General features: G+C 61.5%; 14 protein-coding genes. 6 read left to right on the top strand and 8 right to left on the bottom strand.

The features are described 5' to 3' along the window. Positions 1 to 240: 240 nt before the first annotated feature. Positions 241 to 1260 (bottom strand): sigma 54-interacting transcriptional regulator, encoded by a 1020-nt coding sequence (locus tag SSPSH_RS17935; protein WP_021031639.1) that lies wholly within the window; start codon positions 1258 to 1260, stop codon positions 241 to 243. A gap of 4 nt (positions 1261 to 1264) precedes the next feature. Here SSPSH_RS17935 and SSPSH_RS09395 point away from each other — a divergent pair, with 4 nt between their 5' ends. After that, entirely contained in the window at positions 1265 to 1918 is a 654-nt protein-coding gene (locus SSPSH_RS09395) for a thiamine pyrophosphate-dependent enzyme (RefSeq protein ID WP_006914364.1), read from the top strand. A 268-nt stretch (positions 1919 to 2186) separates the two neighbouring features. Next, positions 2187 to 3953, top strand: a complete 1767-nt coding sequence (locus SSPSH_RS09400; protein WP_006914363.1) for a potassium/proton antiporter — start codon at positions 2187 to 2189, stop codon at positions 3951 to 3953. A 7-nt stretch (positions 3954 to 3960) separates the two neighbouring features. Here the strand turns inward: SSPSH_RS09400 and SSPSH_RS09405 are convergent, their stop codons facing one another. Both SSPSH_RS09405 and ppsR read right to left on the bottom strand, forming a co-directional pair. Continuing rightward, the gene (locus tag SSPSH_RS09405; RefSeq protein ID WP_006914362.1) at positions 3961 to 4434 is read right to left on the bottom strand and encodes a DUF1249 domain-containing protein; all 474 of its coding nucleotides are present in this window, start codon (positions 4432 to 4434) and stop codon (positions 3961 to 3963) included. Between the two features lie 61 nt (positions 4435 to 4495). Beyond that, a complete protein-coding gene (gene ppsR, locus SSPSH_RS09410; RefSeq protein WP_006914361.1) occupies positions 4496 to 5332 on the bottom strand; it encodes a posphoenolpyruvate synthetase regulatory kinase/phosphorylase PpsR in 837 nt (278 codons plus the stop codon). 122 nt (positions 5333 to 5454) lie between these two features. On the opposite strand from ppsR, the gene ppsA reads away from it, so the two are divergent. The 4 genes from ppsA to SSPSH_RS09430 all read left to right on the top strand — a co-directional run bounded on the left by ppsA (position 5455) and on the right by SSPSH_RS09430 (position 10794). Then, a complete protein-coding gene (ppsA, locus tag SSPSH_RS09415) occupies positions 5455 to 7827 on the top strand; it encodes a phosphoenolpyruvate synthase (protein ID WP_006914360.1) in 2373 nt (790 codons plus the stop codon). A 22-nt stretch (positions 7828 to 7849) separates the two neighbouring features. Beyond that, entirely contained in the window at positions 7850 to 8674 is an 825-nt protein-coding gene (locus tag SSPSH_RS09420) for a sulfurtransferase (RefSeq protein WP_006914359.1), read from the top strand. Between the two features lie 404 nt (positions 8675 to 9078). After that, the gene (locus SSPSH_RS09425) at positions 9079 to 9711 is read left to right on the top strand and encodes a DMT family transporter (RefSeq protein WP_275450707.1); all 633 of its coding nucleotides are present in this window, start codon (positions 9079 to 9081) and stop codon (positions 9709 to 9711) included. Between the two features lie 9 nt (positions 9712 to 9720). After that, entirely contained in the window at positions 9721 to 10794 is a 1074-nt protein-coding gene (locus SSPSH_RS09430) for an MBL fold metallo-hydrolase (RefSeq protein WP_006914357.1), read from the top strand. 32 nt (positions 10795 to 10826) lie between these two features. Here SSPSH_RS09430 and SSPSH_RS09435 read toward each other — a convergent pair whose 3' ends face one another. The 5 genes from SSPSH_RS09435 to SSPSH_RS09455 form a co-directional block, all read right to left on the bottom strand. Further along, on the bottom strand, positions 10827 to 12479 hold the full coding sequence (locus SSPSH_RS09435; RefSeq protein ID WP_152522783.1) for a putative bifunctional diguanylate cyclase/phosphodiesterase: 1653 nt from the start codon (positions 12477 to 12479) through the stop codon (positions 10827 to 10829). A 126-nt stretch (positions 12480 to 12605) separates the two neighbouring features. Further along, positions 12606 to 13376: a competence/damage-inducible protein A gene (locus tag SSPSH_RS09440; RefSeq protein ID WP_006914355.1), complete on the bottom strand. Its 771-nt coding sequence runs from the start codon at positions 13374 to 13376 to the stop codon at positions 12606 to 12608. Positions 13377 to 13468: 92 nt separating this feature from the next. After that, entirely contained in the window at positions 13469 to 15238 is a 1770-nt protein-coding gene (gene icd, locus SSPSH_RS09445; RefSeq protein WP_006914354.1) for an isocitrate dehydrogenase (NADP(+)), read from the bottom strand. A 73-nt stretch (positions 15239 to 15311) separates the two neighbouring features. Beyond that, positions 15312 to 15641 carry a Grx4 family monothiol glutaredoxin gene (gene grxD, locus SSPSH_RS09450; RefSeq protein WP_021031641.1) on the bottom strand — a complete coding sequence of 110 codons (330 nt, stop codon included), beginning with the start codon at positions 15639 to 15641 and terminating at the stop codon, positions 15312 to 15314. A 67-nt stretch (positions 15642 to 15708) separates the two neighbouring features. Beyond that, positions 15709 to 17283, bottom strand: coding sequence for a hydantoinase B/oxoprolinase family protein (locus SSPSH_RS09455; RefSeq protein WP_006914352.1), 1575 nt, complete (start codon positions 17281 to 17283; stop codon positions 15709 to 15711). Positions 17284 to 17347: the final 64 nt, after the last annotated feature.

Consider the following 17347-nt stretch of genomic DNA (forward strand, 5'->3'; position numbering starts at 1 on the left):
GCATTTGCCGGGCCGACGTGGCGACTGGCTACGTCAACGCGTGGCCCGCAACGGGCGCAACAAGGCGGCCGTGGCGCTGGCGAACAAGAACGCCCGCATTCTCTGGGCGCTGATGTACAGCGGCGACCGCTATCGCGCGGCCTGAGCCATGCGTGTACAGACGAACATCAAAGCCACACATAGCAATAGCCAAGGTCTGTGTATGCACTGACACCCGATCACGCGGTGCCCTGAATCTGGTCACCGCCACGTGTCGGCAATCGCGACTGATGAACAACAGGTCAAACCGACGCCCTTGAAACGCCGACTAATCCGTAGGCCTGCGAGGCCGATAGGTCGATTGCGCGCTCGGGCGTACGAATACTCATCAAGGCCCGGCACCCAAGGATGTGCCAACTCCGAGGCCGAATATACGGACGCCGCCTGCTCTGTTGATGATCGAGGTTGCTTACCGGAGCGGATCCATATATGGCTTATACCCAAATAGCGCGCTATCTCATAGGTGGTCGAACATTGTCGTAGCGCCTGTTCCAGACATCGATATTCGGTTGCCGCGAGCGCGTTCGCGAGCGGCGCTTCCCGGCTCTCGGACGTGGGCGAGCGTCCCGCTTGCGCAGTGCTCTCGGTCGGTTGGTCTTCAGGCACGACGAACCACAGGCGCTCGAGATGGTTTTCGAGTTCGCGAATATTGCCCGGCCAATCGTGTCTCATCAGATAACCCCAGTGCTGATCGTGGAGCAACGGCGGCTCGCCGTGGCGATCGGCCAAACGCCGCATAATGGTTTCGACGAGATGCGGTATCTCGGCCCGTCGTTCGCGCAAGGGCGGAACCGTGATTGGCACGTTGAGCCGGTTAAAAAGATCGGCGCGAAACGAGCCGCGCTCGACAGATGCCGCTAGATCCCGATTGGTCGCCGCGACAAGGCGTATATCCACACGCCGTACGCGATCGTCGCCCAACCGACTGAACTCGCCGGATTGGAGCACGCTAAGCAGTTTGGGCTGCAGGGCCAAAGGCAGTTCGGCGACTTCGTCGAGAAAGAGCGTGCCGCCATCAGCCTGTTCGAGATAGCCCGGCCGGCCGTCAGCCGGCGCCCCCGTGAATGCACCCGCGACACAGCCGAACATCTCCGATTCGAACAACGTGGCCGGAATTGCGCCGCAGCTCACCTCGACGAACGGGCCGTCGGCGCGTGGACTGACGTGATGTACCCGTCGCGCTAGCGACGTCTTGCCGACGCCCGACTCGCCGAGAAGCATTACTGTGGCGACGCTCGCGATCGCCGGCCTGACGCCGCTGATCGAACAGCGATCGCGCCACGGCGCCGTCACCACCGCCGCGCTGAGTCGCGCGATCGGGCTCGAAGACAAACCCGACCTCGCGCCATTCGTACGTTTCTACGACACGATCGACCGTATTCTCCCCGAGGCCATCCTGGTCGGGGATTCCACGACGCCGGTCTACGCGGGCAACCATTTCGTTCAACGCCCGCGGGTTCGCCGCTGGTTCAACGCCTCTACCGGTTACGGCACGCTCGGCTATGCGCTGCCGGCCGCCGTTGGTGCGCGGCGTGCCTGCCCCGGTCAACCCGTAGTTGCGCTGGTCGGCGACGGTGGCCTGATGTTCACGCTCTCCGAACTGGCCACCGCGGTGGACGCACAAACGCCCATTATGGTGATCGTCTGGAACAACGTCGGCTTCGAGGAGATACGCGCTGCGATGGATGCCGCAGGCGTCGCACGTTGCGGGGTCGACCCCGTGCCGCCTGACTTCGAAAGCCTGGCCGACGCATTCGGGTCGGCCTACGCAGCAGTTGGCGATACGGGCGCGTTGGAAGCCGCGCTGCTCGCGTTTGTAAAAACACCGCGTGTCACGCTTATCGAGATCGATGCCGAGGCCTGGATGGCATCCGGGTAACCCGTCTTGTAATGCCTTGGCGCGTCGTGGCGTGAGCCAGCACCAATGGCTCGATCAGGGCGCGCCAACGACTTCAGCCTGAGTCACCACCCTATCCCCGAACTGGCGGTTACTCGGTCGATACGCCGGCGCGGTTCGCGCACGAACAATGCACGCCCCGTGGCATAGTAATGGAAGCCCGCCGGTCGTAACCATCCCTTAACGCAGCGTTAGCGCGGAATCTACCTGGTGAGCCACACCTGTTCGATCGATTGCTTGTTCGGATTCAATGACCGATACCAACGTCATTCTCTTTTTTGTCGGCCTGCTACTTTTTCTGAGTGTGGTCGCCAGTTCGTTATCGCGCTTCGGGCCGCCGTTGCTGCTTATCTTTCTGATAGTGGGCATGCTGGCGGGCCAGGACGGCCCTGGCCAGATCGATTTCGACAACGTGCCGCTGGCGTTTTTCATCGCCAATCTGGCCCTTGCCATCATTCTGCTCGACGGCGGGTTGCGGACCCACCTGCAGACGTTCCGCGTTGCGCTGTGGCCGGCCTTGTCGCTGGCCACCTTCGGTGTACTGATATCGGCATCGCTGGCGGGCGCATTCATCGCCGTGTGGCTGGACCTCGACTGGCGCTATGGACTGCTGCTGGGCTCGATCGTAGCCAGTACCGACGCGGCAGCCGTGTTCTCGCAGCTGCGCAGTTCGGGCGTCACGCTCAACCAGCGTGTCAGTGCCACACTCGAAATCGAGTCGGGCACGAACGATCCGATGGCCATTTTCATGGTCACTTTCCTGCTGGCCACAATCGATGCGAGCAAGGGCTTCAACGCCTCGAGCATCGCCAGCGAAATCGTATCGCAGTTCGGTATCGGTATCGCGGGCGGCCTGTTGCTGGGCTATGGCCTGTCTTTTCTGGCCTCGCGCATGCGCTTGGTGGAAGGTCTCTATGCACTGCTGGTCGCCTCCGGCGGTCTGATGGCGTTCACGGCGATCAATCAACTCGGCGGCAGCGGCTTCCTGGGCATCTATCTGGTGGGCCTCATCGTCGGCAACCGGCGCAACCACGCGTCGGAGCATGTCTTCCGCGTGATGGACGGCCTGGCATGGCTCGCGCAGGCCGGCATGTTTCTGGTGCTCGGGTTGCTGGTCAATCCGCACCAACTCTGGGCGCACGCCGGATCGGCGATCCTGGTGGCCGCCTTTCTGATGTTCGTCGCCCGTCCGCTGGCCGTCTGGTTAAGCCTTCTGCCCTTTAATTTCCCGTCCCGTGAACAGGGTTTCATTGCCTGGGTCGGCTTGCGCGGTGCCGTGCCAATTGTGCTGTCGCTGTTCCCGCTCATGGCAGAACTCGAGGGCGCCCAGTTTCTGTTCGATATTACCTTCGCGGTGGTACTGGTATCGCTTATCGTCCAGGGCAGCTCGCTGGCCTGGACCGCGCGCCAACTCAAGCTACAGGTGCCCCGAGAACCGGGCCCGACCGCCAGTTTCGGCTTTCTAGGCCAACGCGGGCACAGTTATGTATTGCTGGCTTTTCGTATCCAGACCGCATCGAGTCTCGCGGCTACCCAGGGCGACGCGCTACACCGCTTTGAGGGCTTGCGCTGCATCGCCGTAACACGAGCGGCGCACCTGCTTTTCCCCAAAGAGCATTTCGTATACGCGGTAGGTGATCTGCTGTATCTGATCACACCGGCGCATCATAGCGATGAACTCGGCAAACTATTTCGCGGTGATACGAAACATGCGCCGCAAGCGCGCCGCTTTTTCGGCAGCTTCACCTTGCGTGGGGATGCGCCGATATCCGAACTGGCCGGCATTTACGACCTCGGCCTGGCCGAACGGGACTGGGATCTTTCGATTGCGGATTACATGCGCCGCCGTCTCAAGCGCCGCCCGGTCGAGGGTGATGTGGTCGATATCGACAGCCTGCGCCTGACCGTACGTTCGCTACATGCCGGCATCATCGAAACGGTCGGCCTGCAGCTGCGAGAACCCGAGGAGGCCGAGGGCGACCACAAGTCGCACAAGCGCCGGAACCGGCGTCATTGATGACCGGCTAGCGTGGCTGGCGCGGGCGATGGGCGCCGCCGAAGCCGTGCCCCTGGGCCAGGCAATAAGCCAACCACTTGTTGAGCAGCAGATTGCGCGGCCATTGGCTTTTGAGCACTTCGTCGTCGATCTCGGGCACGCCAGCGAGCGCGACATAACGCGAGCGCGCATCGCATGAAATCGCTTCGGCAAGCTGCGCATCCTGATAGATACGCAGCAACAGGTCCGGGTCGGCGTGCGGGTTTTCGTCCGCCCCGAACCAATAGGTCAGATGCACGGTCGTGGTGTAGCGACAACGCTCGACCACGCGCAGGTACAGCGTTGCATCCGCGCCATGCGATTCGGCCGCGTCGAAGGGCAGATCCAGTTCTGGCACCAACCGTTCGAAGCGCCGATAGTTGCTCTCGTAGAGCCCCATCAGGCCCGTAAAGCTGCGGGGCTGCGCCGCGGCCAGCCAGTGATTGCGTTGTAGTGTGGGCATCTGTCGGACTATACGGCAGGGCCGGCGCTTTTCAAGTCGACCGGACCAGCGCCCAACGCGCCTAGAACGAGCGACGCCGGATGTTCTTGTCCTGCATGATCATCGTCGCGATCTCTTCGATCGACTTGTTGGTCGTCTCCGAATAAGACAGCCCGTGGCGCTTGTACAGGCTTTCCGCCTGGCGCAGCTCATAGGACACCTGGGGCAGCGCGGCATACTGGCTGCCCTTGCGGCGCTCGCTACGAATCTGGTGCAGACGCTCGGCATCGATCCACAAGCCGTAAAGCTTGTCCTTATGCTCGGCGAGTGCCGGCGGCAACGTGCGTCGCTCGAGATCCTCTTCGGTCAGCGGATAATTTGCGGCATACACGCCATGCTGCATGGCCAGATAGATACACACCGGTGTCTTGCCGCAACGTGACGGCGCAACCAGAATGACCTGCGCCTTGCGATACCCGTTTTCGCCGACACCATCATCGTGGGTCAGCGCAAAGTTCATTGCATCGATACGCGATTCGTAGATGTCCTCGTCGGCGATGCCGTGCGCGCGCCCCTCGCGATGGGTCGACTTGGTGTCGAGCGCGCCTTCGAGCGCGGGCACGAACTGATCGAACAGATCCAGAAACACCACGTCGCCTTCGCGCAGGATCTCGCGCACTTCCTCGCTGACCGTGGTCGAGAACACGATCGGTTTCATGCCGCTCGCGGCCCCCGTGTGCTCCATGTATGCAAGCGTCGAACGCGCCTTGTCGGGCGTATTGACAAAGGGCAACGTCGACTGGCGAAACGAGCCTTCGTCAAACTGCGTCAACAGCGTGGCGCCGAGCGTTTCGGCCGTGATGCCGGTCCGATCGGACAGGAAGAATATGGAGCGTTTGGGACTGTCGTTCGTCGTCATGGTCGCTATCGTGCACCAGCGCTTGGCGCTCGACCAGTGATGCGCAATACGTTTTTCGACCCGGCCAGACGCTCGAATGTGTAAAATCGCGCTTTCAAACGTTTACCTGCGAGGACGGAATCTTGCAAAGCGAGCACGTGGCCTGGTTCAGCCAGTTGGGAATGAACGACGTCGAGACCGTCGGCGGCAAGAACGCATCTCTTGGCGAAATGATCAGCCATCTGGCCGATGCGGGCGTGAATGTGCCCGACGGTTTCGCCACCACCGCCGATGCCTATCGCCAGTTTCTCGCCCACGATGGTCTGGCCGATCGCATCAACGCCGCGCTCGATGCGTTGGACGTCGATGATGTCGATGCCTTGGCCGAAACCGGCGAAAAGATCCGTACGTGGGTGATCGACCACCCGTTCCCGCCCGAGCTCGAAGACGCAATCCGCGAGTCGTTCGAAACGCTGGCCGGCGACAACCACGATATTTCCGTCGCCGTGCGTTCATCGGCCACAGCGGAAGATCTGCCCGACGCCTCGTTCGCCGGCCAGCAGGAAACCTTCCTGAACGTGCGCGGGCTCGACAACGTCATGCTCGCGATCAAGGACGTGTTCGCCTCGCTGTTCAACGACCGTGCGATCTCCTATCGCGTACACAAGGGCTTTGAACACAGCCAGGTCGCGCTATCGGCCGGCATTCAGCGCATGGTGCGTTCGGATACCGGCTCTTCCGGCGTGATGTTCACCATCGATACCGAATCCGGTTTCGATCAGGTGGTATTCATCACCAGTTCCTGGGGCCTCGGCGAAGCCGTGGTTCAGGGTGCGGTGAACCCCGACGAATTCTATGTCTACAAACCCAACGTCGATGCCAAGCGTCCGGCAATCCTGCGTCGTGTAAACGGCGGCAAGGCGGTCAAGATGGTCTATACGGCCGACCGCAGCCATGGCAAGACCACCGAATTCGTGGACGTGGACGCTGCCGACCAGAGCCAGTTCTCGATCGGTGATGCCGACGCCGAAGCGCTGGCCGCCCAGGCGCTGATCATCGAGCGCCACTACGGTCGCCCGATGGATATCGAATGGGGCAAGGACGGTGAGACCGGCGAGCTATATATCCTGCAGGCCCGCCCGGAGACGGTGAAATCCAACAGCGGCGGCACGCTGGAGCGCTACCAGCTCAACTCCGCCGGCCGCGATATTCTGGTGGAAGGCCGTTCGATCGGTCAGCGCGTGGGTGCCGGCAAGGTACGCAACGTCAAGTCCATCAAGGAAATGAACAAGGTCCAGGCCGGCGATATCCTGGTCACCGACATGACCGATCCGGACTGGGAACCCGTCATGAAGCGGGCTTCGGCCATCGTCACGAACCGTGGCGGGCGTACCTGCCATGCGGCGATCATCGCGCGTGAACTGGGCATTCCGGCCGTGGTCGGCTCGGGTGACGCGACCGAAAAGCTCACCGACGGGATGGCGGTCACCGTGTCCTGTGCTGAGGGCGACACGGGTTATGTCTACGACGGCGAGATCGACTTCAACGTCGACGAGGTCTCGCTCGACAAGATGCCCGAGATCGCGACCAAGATCATGATGAACGTAGGTAACCCCGAGCGTGCCTTCGACTTCGCCATGAGCCCGAATGCGGGTGTGGGCCTGGCGCGGCTGGAATTCATCATCAACCGTCAGATCGGCGTGCATCCGCGTGCGCTGCTCGAATACGCCGATCAGCCGGATGATCTGAAGAAAACCATCGACGCCCATATCGCCGGTTATTCGAGCCCGGTCGAGTTCTATATCGATCGCCTGGTCGAAGGCATTGCCACCATCGCGGCCGCTTTCGCGCCCAAGCCGGTGATCGTGCGCCTGTCCGACTTCAAGTCCAACGAATACGCCAACCTCATCGGTGGCGAACGTTTCGAGCCGGACGAAGAAAATCCGATGATCGGCTGGCGCGGCGCTTCGCGCTATCTGGCCGAGGATTTCACCCCCTGCTTCGAGCTGGAGCTGGCCGCGGTCAAGCGTGTACGCGACGACATGGGCCTGAAGAACGTTCAGATCATGATTCCGTTCGTACGCACGCTCGGCGAAGCCAAGGGTGTATCCGACCTGCTCGCCGCGCACGGACTCGAACGTGGCAAAGACGATCTCAAGATCATCATGATGTGCGAGCTGCCGTCGAACGCCATTCTCGCAGACCAGTTTCTCGAGTACTTCGACGGCTTCTCGATCGGGTCGAACGACATGACCCAGCTCTCGCTCGGTCTGGATCGTGACTCGGGGCTGATCTCGCACCTGTTCGACGAACGCGACCCGGCCGTCAAGGTCATGTTGGAAAAAGCGATCTCCGCCTGCAAGCGCAACAATAAGTACGTGGGCATCTGTGGCCAGGGCCCGTCCGACTATCCGGATCTGGCGAAATGGCTGCTCGAGCAGGAAATCGAGAGCATGTCGCTGAACCCCGATACCGTGGTCAGCACCTGGCTCTATTTGGCCGGCGAAAGCGTTTAGTTCTGCGTCGTCGGGAGAGCGTATGTCCGCCAAGTTGCCTGTATTCGTCGATGCCGACAGTCTGAACGCCGTGATCGGCGACCCGGATGTTCAGATTGTCGCCGTCGATAGCCCGCGTGATTATGCGCAGGTGCATATCCCCGGTGCGCTGCAGATCGCGATGACCGATTTCACCACCAGCGCACCGCCGGTTGCCGGGTTATTGCCGGATACAGAACGGCTCGCCGAGGCCTTTTCCGATGCCGGGCTTCGTAACGACGCGCATATCGTGGCCTACGACCGCGCCGGTGACTCTCAGGCGGCACGCCTTTTGTATACGCTCGATGTCATGGGCCACAGCGCGATCTCGCTGCTCGACGGCGGGCTCGCCGCCTGGCACCAGGCCGGTCTGGCGCTGGAAAACGGCCCGCCGCAGCACGGTGCAAGCTCGTTCAAGGTCGAACGTCAGGCCGACGGTATCGCCGACCGTGAATGGATTCGGGCCCATCTGAACGACGACGACGTCGCGTTTCTCGATGTGCGCAGCGCGCCCGAATACGTGGGTACCGACGTACGCAGCGCCCGCGGCGGCCATATCCCCGGCGCAATCAATCTCGACTGGAACCTGCTCAAAGGCGACGATGGCCGCCTGCGTCCGCGCAGCGAATTGCTCAAGATCGTCGCGGATCACGATATCGAAAGCGAGCGGGATATCGTCAATTACTGCCAGAGTCATATGCGCTCTTCGTATACCTATCTTGTGCTCAAGCATCTCGGCTTCGACAAGGTGCGCGGCTACCCGGGCGCTTGGTCCGACTGGGGCAATGCAACCGATACGCCGGTCAGCGACACGCGCGACGCAAGCTGAACATGCCCGGCGGCGAAACGCGGGGTGTAAATAACGACAGCGCCCGCCTCGTTTCCACGGACCGCCGCTATGATGAACCTGTTCTAGTCACCCTCGGCACGCTCGGGCCAAGGCAAACGCCAGCCAGAATGCCCACTGTGCTCGATCAATGCCCGCTGTGACCGGCGCTGTGACTAACCTGCGCCGCGGCGCTTTGTTGGCGGTTTCGGGCGCGGCGGCTTTCGCCATGGTCAGCGCCTGCGTAAAGCTGGTCGGCAGCGACCTGCCCAACCCCGTGGTCGTATTCTTTCGCAATCTGTTCGCACTGGCGGTACTTCTGCCCTGGCTCGCCAAACGCGGACCGGCGGCTGTATCGATGCGTACCGCACGGCCCGGCATGCATCTGCTGCGCGCGGCGACCGGGCTTGGCGCCATGTATTGTTTTTTTTTACGCGATATCGCAGATGCAATTGGCAAGCGCGGTCTTGTTGAATTACAGCCAGCCGCTGTTTCTGCCGTTCATTGCCTGGATCTGGCTCGGGGAACGCCCGGCAGCCCGCATTTTTCCGGCCGTGATCATCGGTTTTTTAGGCGTACTGCTTATTCTCAAACCAGGCTTGGGTTGGCAGGGCCAAGCCGGATGGGCCGGGTTGGCCGGTCTGGCGGCCGGCATACTCGCGGCGACCTCGATGGCTGCGATTCGCCGCATGTCGGATACTGAACCGACCGTGCGAATCGTGATGTACTTCAGCGTGCTCGGCACGCTCGTGTCGGCGTTTCCGGCGATCGCGGTATGGCAAACGCCGACGCCGGCCCAGTGGTGGGCTCTGTTTGGCGCAGGCGGTATCGCCACCGCAGGCCAGCTGCTGCTGACAAGAGCCTACAGCCTGGCCCCCGCGGCGCATATCGGTGCCCTGATCTATACCACCGTGCTCTTCGCTGCATTGATTGGCTGGATCGTATGGCAGGAAACGCCAGATTTATTGAGTGCGATCGGTGCCACCGCGGTAATCTGCGCGGCGCTGATCGTGGTCGTGACTCGTCGCCAACGCACCTAACCACAGCCCATGAAACAGACGGCCCGCACCTTCGTTGACAGCCTCTTCGGGAACTTGGCTGCCGGCACGCGCCGCATTTTCAGCTCAGGCGGCTATCGGGGCCCGGTCAGCGATCATTTCGATGGCACGCGTTTTCATAATGCCCGCCCGATCGAACACAAGCTGGGCGACGTGGTGCGCTGGTGGCGCACCCGCGACAATCAGCCATGGCAACGGGTGGAACACTTCGACCCGCCGCCACCGCCGCCGGAGCGGGTCGACTACGGTCTGCGAATCACCTGGATCAATCATGCCACGGTACTCATTCAGACCGCAGGCCTGAACATACTCACCGACCCGATCTTTGCAGAGCGTGCCGGCCCTGTCCCGTGGGCGGGTCCGCGGCGTTACCACCCGCCGGGTGTCGCGTTCGACGATCTGCCGACGATCGATATCGTTTTGATCAGCCATGCCCACTACGATCATCTCGACCGGCAATCGGTCAAACGTCTTGTCGCGGGTTTCGATCCACTGTTTGTTGTACCGCTGGGCCTCGATGAGCGGCTCCAGCGCATTGGCGTTCAGCGAGTGGAGAGTCGCGACTGGTGGCAAAGCATGGCGTTGAGCGACAACGTACGGCTGACTCTGACGCCGGCCCAGCACTGGTCCCGGCGCGGCGTATTCGATCACAACACAACGCTGTGGGCCGGCTACTGGCTGGACACCCCCGGGGGCGCCGTCTATTTCGCCGGTGATACCGGTATGGCAACCCATTTCAACGACATACGCCAAAGACTGGGCGCGCCCCGTGTCGCCTTATTGCCGATCGGCGCCTATGAGCCTCGCTGGTTCATGGCACAACAACATATGAATCCTGCCGATGCGGTCGACGCCCATCGGATTCTGGACGCTCAACAGAGCATCGGCATTCACTTTGCCACCTTCAAGCTGACCGACGAGGGACAACATGCACCGGCTGAAGCACTGGCAGTCGCGCGTGCTGCCGCCGGCCTGGATCCAAAACGATTTATCGTGCCGGAGTTCGGCGAAGCCGTGGACGTTGCCACGGAGATGAACGGCTATCTGCCGCCAGAGGCGTCTTAGCGGCAACGACAGATCAATCGCCGCCGGCTCGTCTAATGACGGCCGCCGGCCTCGGCGACGGCAACCACACGTGCCTGATGGTGCAACTGCCATTCCGCGAGCCATTCGCGCAGCTTATCGAACGGCATCGGCCGGCCCATGTAGTAGCCCTGAATGATATCGCAGCCCAGTTCACGCAACCGTATGCTCTGGTTTTCGTACTCGATACCTTCCGCGACAGCGCGCAACCCGAGTGCATGCCCGAGTTCGATGGTGCCCTTGACGATCGCGAGGTCGGTATCGGATTCGAGCATATCGGTCACGAACGAGCGATCGATCTTGATCTCGCTCGCCGGTAAGCGTTTGAGATAAGTAAGCTGCGAATAGCCGGTACCGAAATCGTCGATCGAGATATGAATGCCCATATTCGATACCCGCGTCACCACGTCCATGGTGCGCCGCTGGTCGGACATCAGGGTGTCCTCGGTGATCTCGATGGTCAGCACTTCGGAGGGCACGTCATACTCGGCCAGCAGGGCAGCCAGTAGATCGGGAAATTCCGGGTCGAGAAGCGAACGCGCAGAGAGATTCACCGATACACCGATCGACCATCCTTCCTTGCGCAATGCGGCGTTGTACTCGAGGGCTCGGCGCAACACCCATTTGGACAGGTCGTGCATCAATCCAGCACGTTCGGCCCGTGGAATGAATTCGCCCGGCGGCAGAAAACCGCGGCGCGGGTGCTGCCAGCGCACCAGCGCTTCTACACCGTGGACTTCATCGGCCTGAATATCGATCAACGGTTGCAGATAAAGTACGAGCTGGTCTTCGTCGATCGCCGCCCGTAACTCGGCGCTGAGACTATGCATCTCCGCGTCTTCGATTGGCATCGCGCTTTGCACAAGCTCGAAACCACCGCCGCTTGCCTTTGCATGCTGCATCGCACCATCGGCAGCGTTGACGAGCCCGTAGGAATCGCTGGCGTTATCGGGATAGACGGCGCCGCCAATACTGGCGGCGAGGTTCAAGGAGAGCTTGTCGAGCGTACACGGCGGCGCGAGCACATCCTGCATACGTTCGGCCAGCTCCTCCAGCGCCTTGGTCGACTGCAGTGCGCCGATGGATAATCCGAAACTGTTACCGCCAAGCCGCGCAAGTACCGCCCCGGTATTTTCGACCGCATTGGATAAACGGCGCGCGACACTTTTGAGCACACGGTCGCCGTTGGCCGCGCCGAATTGGTCGTTGACCTCGGAAAAGCCGTCCAGATCGAGCACGATTACGCCGACGCGTGTGCGGTTGAGCTGGGCAGTACCGAGGCTGGCCTCGAGCTGCTGCAGAAAATAGGCTCTATTGGCCAGACCGGTCAGCGCATCTTCCTGCTCGAGACGGCGTGCCTCGGCCTGCAGAGCGAGTTTTTCGCTTTGCTCATGCTCCGACTTCTTGCGAGAGGCATTGCCGGACTCGTCAGCAGACATAGCGGCGACGCCCTGCCCCCAGAGCGCGAAGACAAACGGCATCACATCCAGCGCAAGCAGCATCGGGTTGTGGAGCTGCGCCGCCAATAGATTGGCAAAGGTCAGTGGCGCGCCCGACAACATGACCGCAGCGGCCGTCGCCAGCAGTACCGCGAACAAAGCGATTGCAAATCCGTAGATCGCGTAGCTTGAAATACCACCACGAAAGACCGATTTCAAACGCGACAAATACACTGCACTCGACTGCTGCAAAACGGCCTCCCCCGGGGCGAGTGGTTCGACTCTAGCACCGGCAGCTCAAAAACATATCCAGTTTCAACTCGTTGAACCGCGCTACCCGATTCGATGAACCGATCATGGCCGGCCACGGCCGATCGGCACACCATCGGCTTCCAGCGCGTTCACGAGCGCTCTGAACGCATTATCGGCCGCGACCGGGCTTCCCCGTACCCCAAATTCGATAGATCGTTTACCGCTGGCGCTGGGCAAACAGGCGATACGAACATCGGGGTGCGCATCCATGACGTGTTGCATAAGATCGATGAGCGCGCTTTCGGGGGTGTCGAGCACTTCCAACAGCCGCTCGACGTTGCGCTCCTCGCGCTGAAGATGCGCGTAGTGCGTATCCAGAACCCACTCGACCATGGGCCAGGCCATATTCGGGAACCCCGGCACGAAATGATGGTGGCCAAACGAAAACCCCGGCACCTGATTGACCGGATTAGGAATTACCCGGGCGCCCACCGGCCATTCCACCATATGAATACGTTTGGGATAGGCTTCGTCGCCAAATCGGGCTTCCAGTAAGGCCCGCCCTTCGGCATTGAATTCGAGGGCGACACCAGCAGCAGAGGCTGCGCATTGGCGGGTTCGGTCATCGGGCGTTGCACCGATACCGCCGAAGCTGAACACGATATCGCTGCTGCGCATCGTTTCGCGCAGAGTCTGTTCGAGAAGGCCGGCATCGTCGCCCACCATACGTGCCCACGACAGTTCCATACCGCGCGCGTCGAGAATCTCGATAACGCGGGGCATATGCTTGTCGCTGCGCTTGCCGGACAGCAGCTCATCGCCAATCAGCACGATGCCGATACGCTCCGGCGCAGAACATGGCCTGTGATCCACTCGGTACGAAGCCTCTTGAATATTCGATAGATACAAACAAACAGGCCACGTAAAAACGTGGCCCGTTCGTATCACTTCATGTCATGCCGACATCAGGCCTCGGGCAGCCAGCCGGACTGCTCGATGGCACCGAAAATATCGGTTTCGGTGGTGATGCCCATCGGCTCGCCATCCTTGCCCGCTACCAACAGACGACTGATATTTTTCTCGGCGATGGTATTGGCCGCTTCCCGCAGATGCGTTTCCGGGGCGACGGTCACCACCGGACGCGAAGCAATCTCGCCAACGGTAATATCGGTCGGCGATTTACCTTCGCGCACGATCTTGGTGACGATATCGCGACGGGTCATGATGCCCCACTCGCCGGAATCGTTCGGCTCAACCACCAGCGAAGACACCTCGTTCTTGCGCATCTCGTGCATGGCGTCGTGCACGCTGGTGTCGTCGGTGACGGTAATCAGCGTACGCGTCATCACATCCGACACGCTCGTGGGCGTGCGTCCGCTGGCGATCATCTCTTCCATGGGCTGCAGCAGACGACGGATTTCACGCTGCTTGCGCTCGCGGGCGAGTTTTTCGCTGCGCTGCTTGCGCTTGGTTTCCAGGTCGATACCGCCGTTGATCTGCTCGATCAGCGCATCGGCGAATTCCTTGGTGCCGACTTCGGTGGCGCCTTCCATGTTGCGGGCGAAATCGTAGGTCACGATCTTGTCCGCGAGCACTTCCGGATAGGCCAGCGAAATCAGGTCGGCAGCTTCCTGCCAGCCGATGTATTCGAGCATGTTCACACCCGAGAACAGCAACGAACCCGGGTTGACCTTGTTCTTGTCGGCGTACTTGGGTGCGGTGCCATGGGTCGCCTCGAACACGGCGATGTTGTCGGACATGTTCGCACCGGGTGCGATACCGATACCGCCGACCTCGGCCGCCGCGGCGTCCGAGAGATAGTCGCCGTTGAGGTTCATGGTGGCCAGCACGTCGAAATCATCCGGGCGCAGCAGCATGAGCTGGAAGATGATGTCGGCGATGCGATCCTTGATCACGATCTTGCCTTCCGGCTGACGACCGTTGTACTCGGAGTAGAGCTGGTCCTCGGTGATCGTGCAGTGGCCGAATTCCTCGCGGGCGACTTCATAACCCCAGGCACGGAAGGCGCCCTCGGTGAACTTCATGATGTTGCCCTTGTGCACCAGCGTCACCGATTCGCGGCCGTTGTCGATCGCGTACTGGATGGCCTTGCGCACAAGTCGCTTGGTGCCGAATTCGGAAATGGGCTTGATGCCCAGGCCGGCATCGTCGAAAAAGTCGGCCTTCATTTCCTCCTTGAGGAACTTGGCGAGCTTCTTGTTCTCGTCGGTGCCCGACTGGTACTCGATACCGCAGTAGACGTCTTCGGTGTTCTCGCGAAAGATCACCACATCGACCTTGCCCGGGTCCTTGAGCGGAGACGGCACGCCGGCGTAGTGGCGTACGGGGCGCACGCAAGCGTATAGGTCCAGCTCCTGACGCAGGGAGACGTTGAGCGAACGAAAGCCCTCGCCCACCGGCGTGGTCAGCGGGCCCTTGATCGCGACCCACAAGTCCTTGATCGCTTCCAGCGTTTCGGCCGGGAAGTAGTCGCCGTCGTAGACCTTGGCCGCCTTTTCGCCCATGAAAAGCTCGGCCCAATGGATCTTGCGCTTGCCGCCATAGGCTTTCTCGACTGCCGCGTCCCAGATGCGCAGACAGGCCTTGGTGATATCGGGGCCGATCCCGTCGCCCTCGACATAGCCGAGAATGGGGTTGTCCGGCACATTCATCTGATCGTTTTCGACGGTGATCTTCTGACCGTCTTCGGGCAAGCGCACGTGCTTGTAGGCCATGGGCCACTACTCCTTGTATATCTCGCGACAAAAAGCACGCCGCCGGCGATTGCCGGCGGCGCTGGAATTCGTATCAGCCCTTGTTGGCTGCGTTTTCGAGCATCGTCTTGAGCTCGCCGGACTGGAACATGTCGATGACAATATCCGAGCCGCCCACCAGCTCGCCGTCGACGAACAGCTGCGGGATGGTCGGCCAGTTCGAGTAGATCTTCACGCCCTGGCGATAGATCTCTTCGTCGTCGAATACGTTGACCGCCTTGAACGGTACGCCACAGGCCTTGAGCGCCTCGGCGCTGCGTGCGGAGAAGCCGCACTGCGGGAAGTCCGGCGTGCCTTTCATGTACAGCACGATCGGATTGTTCTCGACCTCGTTCTTGATGACTTCCATTGCTTTCGCGCTCATGGCGTTATCCTCTGATTCGAAAATCTGTTTAGCTGATCGCGATTATAACGCGCCTGTCGAGGCCTCGTTACGACGAAGTGCCGTAACCGCCGCCGCCGGCCGAGGCCACGGCCAGTCGTTGCCCGGCATCAGCCGCGCCCGTGCATTTGGGCGCGAGTGATTCGCCGTCGAGGTGATTCTCGCCAACTGCGCCATCGCCGCCACCGTCGCGCCCCCATGGCGCATGCCGACGACGCTCGGCGAGCACGGTGTAGCTCGCCTGTTCGAGAAACTCGATCTCGCGAATCAAACCGTCGCCGCCGCGTTGCGCGCCGGCCCCGCCGCTGCCGCGGCGTAGCGCATAGCGACACATACGCAGCGGAAAATGCCGCTCGAGCACTTCCACAGGCGTATTCAACGTGTTGGTCATATGGGCCTGAACGCCGCTTGCGCCAGCGCGATTCGGCCCGGCGCCGAGCCCGCCGCCCATGGTTTCATAATAGTCCCAGGGCGTATCCGACCGATGCGAACCCAGCGCGACGTTGTTCATACTGCCGTGGCTGGCTGCAGGTATGCGATCGCCGATCGCCTCGGCCAGCGCACCGAGCACGGCATCGACCACGCGCTGGCTGGTTTCCACGTTGCCGGCAGCGACAGCGCGCGGATGACGGGCATTGAGCAGCGAACCCGCCGGCGCGCTGATTTCGATATCGTCGAAAGCCCCGGCACAGGCCGGTACCTGTCCTGGCATCAAGCAGCGAAACACATACAACGTGCCGGCGGCGGTCACCGAAAGCGGGCAGTTGACGTTGCCCGCCGTTTCATCGGCGCTGCCGGAGAAATCGACGGCGATACGCCCGTTGTCGATATCGACACAACAGGCAATCGCCAAGTCGGTATTGCCCTGGCCATCGTCATCGAGCACATCGCTGAATTCGTAACGCCCGTCGGGCAACTCACGCAGAGCGCTGGCCGCGAGCTCGCGCGCATAGTCGTTATATTCAGCCAGACGCGTCTCGAACGCACCCACATCCGCAGATTCGCCATCGCCGATCAACGCAGACAGCCGTTTCAAGCCGATCCGGTTGGCCGCAATCTGGGCGCTGAAATCACCGCGCGCGATCGGCGGGTTGCGCAAATGGTCGAGCCAGCCACCGAGCACCGACTCATCGATGCGGTCCTCGTCGACCAGGGCAACCGGCGCGATCACCAGCCCCTCGTCGTCGAGACTTCTGGATAGCGGCATGGACCCCGGCGAGTCGGCGCCGATGTCCGCATGATGCGCACGATTGGCCACGAAGGCGACCAGCTCGTCGTCCACGAACAGGGGCGCAATGAGGGTCACATCCGGCAAATGCGTGCCGCCCAGATAGGGGTCGTTGAGCGCGATCATCTGGCCTGGCGCCCAGTCGCGCGCGGCGACGATATCGGCCATTGCATAGGCCATACTGCCCAGATGCACCGGAATATGCGCGGCCTGCGCACACAGGCGCCCGCGCGCATCGAAAACCGCGCAGGAATAATCGAGCCGATCGCGGATGTTGGGCGAGAACGCCGCCTGCGCGAGACTCGCGCCCATCTCCTCGCAGACCGCGGTAATCCGGCTGGCGAAGATCGCCAGTTCGATGGCGTCGGCGGGCTTGGATATCGCTTTGTCGTTCATGCGTCGAGTCTAGCAATGCCGCGCTCGACGTGCCTTACGTATCGGCGAGGCTTGCCGGCGCTTT

Source organism: Salinisphaera shabanensis E1L3A, assembly GCF_000215955.2.
GTDB lineage: Bacteria > Pseudomonadota > Gammaproteobacteria > Nevskiales > Salinisphaeraceae > Salinisphaera > Salinisphaera shabanensis.